The sequence below is a fragment of the Ancylomarina sp. genome (genome assembly GCF_041555295.1).
In the GTDB taxonomy this organism is placed as follows: Bacteria; Bacteroidota; Bacteroidia; order Bacteroidales; family Marinifilaceae; genus Ancylomarina.
On sequence record NZ_JBFFKR010000019.1, the window covers coordinates 22606 to 29436 of the forward strand.

Annotated in this window: 4 protein-coding genes; all 4 read left to right on the forward strand. The window is 35.9% G+C overall.

Annotated features, from left to right (window positions below; genetic code table 11):
- The first annotated feature begins 144 nt into the window (after positions 1-144).
- On the forward strand, positions 145-3270 hold the full coding sequence (locus tag ABY905_RS03210) for an ATP-binding cassette domain-containing protein (protein ID WP_372640405.1): 3126 nt from the start codon (positions 145-147) through the stop codon (positions 3268-3270).
- Positions 3271-3387: 117 nt separating this feature from the next.
- Entirely contained in the window at positions 3388-4779 is a 1392-nt protein-coding gene (locus ABY905_RS03215; protein ID WP_372640407.1) for an aminopeptidase C, read from the forward strand.
- A 234-nt stretch (positions 4780-5013) separates the two neighbouring features.
- Positions 5014-6117, forward strand: coding sequence for a pyridoxal phosphate-dependent aminotransferase (locus ABY905_RS03220; protein WP_372640409.1), 1104 nt, complete (start codon positions 5014-5016; stop codon positions 6115-6117).
- A 49-nt stretch (positions 6118-6166) separates the two neighbouring features.
- Positions 6167-6831: lytic transglycosylase domain-containing protein (locus tag ABY905_RS03225; protein ID WP_372640411.1), on the forward strand; the 665-nt coding region annotated here is incomplete at its 3' end.

Consider the following 6831-nt stretch of genomic DNA (forward strand, 5'->3'; position numbering starts at 1 on the left):
CATCTGAATTGCAGTTTTTTTATGTCTTGTTTTCTCCAGGCAGTTCATATTTTTGATAAATAAATCGTATTTTTAGATTTGTTCTGCAAATACAATTTAAGTTATTCTGAACGTAAAATTTCAATTTATAATTCAACTCTTCAAATGGGAGAATCTATATTAAATGCACTGATGCACCTTTTTGCCATTGTAGCCAATGCCAAGGAAGAAGGTGTTTCTAACAAAGGGAAAGATATCGTCGACAATTTCCTTAAGCGTTACGTTAGTGCACAAGATGAAGTTGAATACCTTAATTTATTCCAAAACTACTATGAATTTTACCATAGAGAAATGGAGTATCAATCAAGCGTACATGAAAAAACGTCTAATATTATCTCCCTATCCGAGGCCGCAAATGTGTGTATCAAAATTCGCTCCGAACTCATTCAAGAAGAACGCCTCATCGTTTTGCTTCGCCTTTTGGAATTCATTTACGAAGATGATATTGTTAGTGAAAGTGAATTCGAGTTCATCAGTATTGTTGCCGAGAATTTCAATATCAGCCGAAATGAATTTCTAAATGCAATTGCATTTATTATCGGTGAAGATTTTCTTGATGAATATGACAAAAGTAAATTCCTGATTATAAATAATCAGATAACTGAATGGTCAGAGAATCTTTCCTGGTTCATGAAAAAAGAACAAAAAAAGGATCTCAATCAGACCAAACACCTGTATTGTGAAAATCTGTACGGTAAACTCATCACCCTTTATTTCCCTTCAGCCAATCTAATCGTTTTTAGATACCTTGGTGAGCTCAACTTATATCTTGAAGGCAATAAAATAATTAAAGGACAAAGCTACAGGCTTAAACATGGTTCAATTATAAAAGGGCCAAATATCAATTCCATATACTATTCTGATCTCGCGAGTATCTTTCTAAAAGAAGATAATCAGGAGAATATTGTTTTTACCGTTAAAAATGCCATTTTCAGATTCCGAAATTCTAATAATGGCATTCACAATTTCAACATCTCTGAAAAAAGTGGGCAGCTTATTGGAATTATGGGAGGTAGTGGTGTAGGTAAATCTACTCTTCTGAATGTGCTGAATGGAAATCTACCTCTAAATAGTGGTGAGATTTTTATTAACGATTTTGAAATTCACAGAAACAAATCTGCCATTCAAGGTCTTATTGGTTTTGTTCCACAAGATGATCTTTTGATTGAGGAATTATCCGTTTTGCAGAATCTCTATTACAATGCTAAGCTTTGTTTCAAAGAATTTACAGAGCGTCAAATTCTAAAAACGGTTCATGCTCTACTGCACGACTTAGCACTATACGAAGTTCGACATCTGAAGGTAGGAAACCCACTAAATAAATTCATTAGTGGCGGTCAGCGTAAACGACTAAATATTGGTTTGGAGCTTATGCGTGAGCCTTCTATCCTCTTGGTCGACGAGCCAACTTCTGGTTTGTCATCTACTGATTCGGAGATGATCATGAATTTGCTTAAGCAGCAGACTCTAAAAGGAAAACTGGTTATTGCCAACATTCATCAACCCTCATCGGAAATTTTTAAAATGTTCGATAAACTCTGGATTATGGATAGGGGTGGTTACCCAATTTACACAGGTAACCCTATTGATTCTATCGTATATTTCAAAACGCAAAACTCTCAGGTTAATGCAGCTGAAAGTGAATGTGTAACTTGTGGAAATGTAAATCCAGAACAAATTCTTCAGATTGTTGAAACTCGGAAAATTGATGATCATGGAAAACCCACACGCGAACGAAGAATAAGCCCTAAACAGTGGAACGAGAAATACCGTAAGAATATTGACGCTCCCGTTGAACCTGTAAAGTCAGAAAGTAGTCTTCCAAGAAGTAACTTTAAAATACCCAACAGGTTTAAACAGTTTTCAATTTTCTGGATTCGAAATTTCCTATCTAAATTAACCAACAAACAGTATTTGATTATCAACCTGTTTGAAGCGCCACTTTTGGCCTTTATCTTAGGTTTTTTCACCAAATATACTTCGGCTGGAGGCTATATTTTTGGCGATAACAAAAACTACCCTGTATTTCTATTTATGGCCGTAGTTGTTTCCATGTTTATTGGTTTAAGTGTAAGTGCAGAGGAAATTATTCGTGATAAGAAAATTCTTCAGAGAGAGAAATTTCTTAATCTCTCAAGGAATGCCTATCTCTTTTCGAAGATTACATTCTTATTTTTACTCTCTGCCATTCAAAGTTTAACTTTTGTTCTTTTGGGAAATTATGTTCTTGAAGTTCAGGGCATGACAATGTCTTTCTGGCTCGTCCTCTTTACAACGTCTTGTTATTCAAACATGGTTGGACTGAACATCTCATCAGGTCTAAATTCTGTAATTACAATTTATATTCTTATCCCATTAATTCTTGTTCCGCAGCTACTTTTAGGTGGAGCAATGATTAAATTCGATGACTTGCACAGTGGTATTACCAATAAAATTTATGTCCCGATAATTGGAGATCTAATGACTACACGATGGGCTTATGAGGCCATGGCTGTCACACAATTTAAAGATAATGAATTCGAAAAACATTTCTTCGATTTCGAAAAAGGTGCGAGTGATGCTGCCTTCACAAGTTCTTTCCTAATTCCAAAAATTGAATCGATTCTAATCGACTGTGAAAGAAATATTGAATTCGAAAAAAACTCAGCGGAAACCAAGAGTCATTTCCATCTTCTTAGAAATGAAATAACACAATTAACAGAAGAAGCTGGATTTGAGCCATTCGCTAGCCTAGCAAAATTAAACATGCATGATTTCAATCTAGATATCCTTGAAAAGACCAGACAATATCTGGATGGTATTAAGCTCCATTTTATGGGAATTAGTAGTGAATCGGGTTATAAAAAAGACTTCCAGTATTCACGATTAGTAGACTCATTAGGTCGAGATGGTGTTTATAATTTCAAACAAAACTATTATAATCAGGCCCTAGCTGATTTGGTTTTAAATAGAACCGAAGTCAATAAAATGATTGAAGTCGATCAAAGACTCATTCAAAAGAAAGATCCGATCTTCATGTATCCTGATTCTAAATTTGGGCGTGCACATTTTTATGCTCCCGTAAAAAGAATTTGGAATTACTATATAGATACCTATTGGTTCAATCTTGCCATTATTTGGTTAGGAACGGCCCTGCTCTTTCTAACCCTTTGGGCTGATCTGCTTCGTAAATTAGTTGACTTTTTCGAAAGCCTCAGATTGGTACATCGTGAAAAGAAGGTGAAACCCTAATCTCATTTTAATGAATTTTATAATAAAACCTGCTCTCTAGTAGGAAATCATTCTAGACAAAATCCCATACTTTTCTTATGTTTGTGCTCATTAGAATTGACAACTAAAATCACAAACATGAATTTTAAATTTTTAGTGCTTTCTGTTTTAGCTCTAGCTTTAGCAGGAACTAGCATGGCACAAACTAAGGGTACTGTTGACAGCAAAACACTTAGCGAGATTCGCAACAGCTTTAATGCTGATGCTTCAACACAAGCGATTCAGAATGCTATAACCAACAGCAAAAGCATTCGCGATATAGCTCTAAACAGAAACAAAGTAGGTGCAACAGATCACTTTTTTAAGTACAGAGTTGAAGTAAAAGGAATTACTAACCAAAAAAGCTCAGGTCGTTGTTGGATGTTCACTTCGATGAACACAATCCGCCCAAACGTCATCAAAGATTTAAATCTTAGCTCTTTCGATTTTTCACATAACTACAACTATTTCTGGGATATCTTCGAAAAGTCAAACCTATTCCTTGAAAACATTATTGCAACTGCAGACAAGGATATGGACGACAGAGAAGTTGTTCGTTACTTAAGTAGCCCTGTTGATGATGGTGGTGTTTGGAATTCATTTTTCAACGTTGCTAAGAAATATGGTGTTATTCCTGCTGAAGTGATGCCTGAAACGACTATTTCCAATAACACAGGTCAGCTAAACCGTATCGTTAAAGAAAAATTAAGAGGCGAAGCGTATAAAATTCGTCAGCTAGCAGCTAAAAAAGGAAATGCTAAGAAAATTGAAGTTGCTAAGGTAAAAGCATTGAAAGACGTATACCGTATTTTAGCTCTTTCATTGGGCCAACCTCCTGTTGATTTCACCTGGAGATACAAAGATGCTGATGGTAAAATTAGCGAAGCTAAGAAATACACACCTCAGGAATTTATGGCTCTTGTAGCACCTGAGTTCGCAAAGGACGAGATGGTGATGATTATGAATGACCCAACTCGTGAATACTACAAAGTTTACGAAATCAAAAACTACCGTAATGTAGCTGAAGGTATCAACTGGACCTACTTAAACTTGCCAAATGATGAGATTAAAGCTTTTGCGATGGCTTCTATCAAAAACAATCAGGCGATGTATGCTTCTTGCGATGTAGGAAAACAACACAACCGTGAAGCAGGTATAATGGATATAAACACCTACGACTACGCTTCTTTATTTGGTGTTGAGTTCGATATGGACAAAAAAGCCAGAGTTCTAACTCGTCAGTCAGGTTCATCACACGCTATGACTCTAATTGGAGTAGATGTTGACGAAAACGAAAAACCAGTAAAATGGGAGTTCGAAAACTCTTGGGGGACAACTTCAGGAAACAATGGCTACTTAACTTTCACAGATGAGTGGTTCAGCGAATACATGTTTCGTGTTGTAATCAACAAAAAATACTTAAACGAAGAGGCAATTAAAGCTCTTGATAGCAAGCCAATTCAACTTCCTGTTTGGGATTATATGTTTTAATTTGAAGTCAACTGACTCATAAATCAGAACAATCAAGATAATTAGCGCCTCAAAACTAAGTTTTGAGGCGCTATTCATTTTGGCCTTTTCAAAAACTGACACAGAACATCTAAAAAAATAATAAAACTCAAATATTAAAACAGGGAATAAGCCGTTCTCATAACAAGAGATATTCTTATCTTTGAATTATTCTAAATAAGCATTTCACAGGAATCCATATAAACAGACAAACCTATGCAAATACGAAAAAGTGGAGCTAAATATTCGGCCATTGTTGGTATCGGGGAGAGAATTAGAAAACAGAGCGTTGAAACAGGGGAAGAATATTTACTACTTAATCGTGGTGTCAATGCCGTTTGCAATATCAATCTGGATTCAATTGTTGAAGACTTGGACTTCAATAGCAACGCCATGCAAGTTTACCCACCTTCACAGGGAAGACAAGAGTTACGCGTAGCTATTAATCAGCATTATTTTAACAACAAAAGCACCTTATCTAATATTAGTGTTAGTGGCGGTGGCATGTCAGCACTCGACCTCACATTTCAAACACTTAATGTCGATCGAATTCTCTTGCCAGAGTATTATTGGGGTTCCTATTTTCAGGTAATGACCATTCGAGAAATTGAATCTGGAACTTATACCCATTTCGATAATCTGTTAGATCGTTTACCCGAAATTAAAAACTCAGCTGTTATCATTTGTGATCCAAACAATCCAATTGGTAATAAAGTTGAAGATGACGAACTTTTTAAGATCATTCAAGTTCTGAATGATAATGGCACAACTGTTATAATCGATTGTCCTTACCGAAGAATATTTTGCGACAGCGAAGACCTTTTTTATCAGAATCTACTCGATTTTGAGAATGTGATTATTGTAGAGAGTTTTAGCAAATCAATTGGACTTAGTGGTCAACGTCTGGGCTTTATCCATTCTATAAATACCGAATTTAATACAGAACTAGGTATCCGACTCATGTATGCCACCAATGGGATTAATGCTTTCTCTCAAATTCTGGTTGCAAATTTATTGAACTCAGGGCAAGGTGAAGTCTGCCGAAAACAGTTTAAAGAAATAACCGTAGAAGGTATAAAAGAGAACATTAATTTTCTTGAAGAAAAAGGTCTTCTGGCATCTGAATTCTACACGAATAGTAAAGCCATTGGCATTTTTGTAATCGTAAATAAATCAGAAGATGAACTCTTGGAAAAAAGAATAGGCTCAGTATCGTTAAGCTATTTCACCAAGACCCAAAAGGATAAAGCTGCTAAATATGCTAGAATCTGTGTTTCTGTTCCTCCAGAGGAATTCAAAACCTATTTCGATAAATTCTAGATCAACTTCAGACAAACACAGCCTTAGAACAGCTTTTAGAACTCGACACATGTTTAAAAATAAGACATTCAAAAACATATCACTCACACTGGTTTTATTAACCTGTGGTTATTTCGTTGCCCAACTTTTTAATTACTCAAAACTCTCAGACCTGGACAATGAACATCGAGGAACAGAGTATATGGATAAGTATAATGTTTACGCATTAAAAACACCTACAAAGCTTTTATTTGCCGATGAAAATGTGCCTTTGGATCGATGGGATGTAATAGAATCACTGGACAGAGAACTGCTTGTTAATACCTATTGGCAATCTCAAACCTTATTGTTTCTTAAAAGAGCTAATCGTTATTTCCCGATCATCGAACCTATCTTAAAAAAGGAAGGTGTCCCTGATGATTTTAAATATTTAGCTTTGATTGAGAGCGGCTTGATAACAACAGTTGTTTCACCAGCAGGTGCTGTCGGGTTTTGGCAATTTATGCCACCTACGGCCCGCGACTACAAGCTTGAAATCAACAAAGAAGTTGATGAACGTTATAATATTGAAAAATCGACACGAGCAGCTTGCAGGTATTTGAAAGATTCCTATAAAAAATTTGGCAGCTGGGCCGTGGTGGCGGCCTCATATAATGCAGGCAGAACACACATTCATTCTCAAATGAAACTTCAAAATGCCGGATCGTATTATGACCTTTTGTTGGGTGAGGAAAC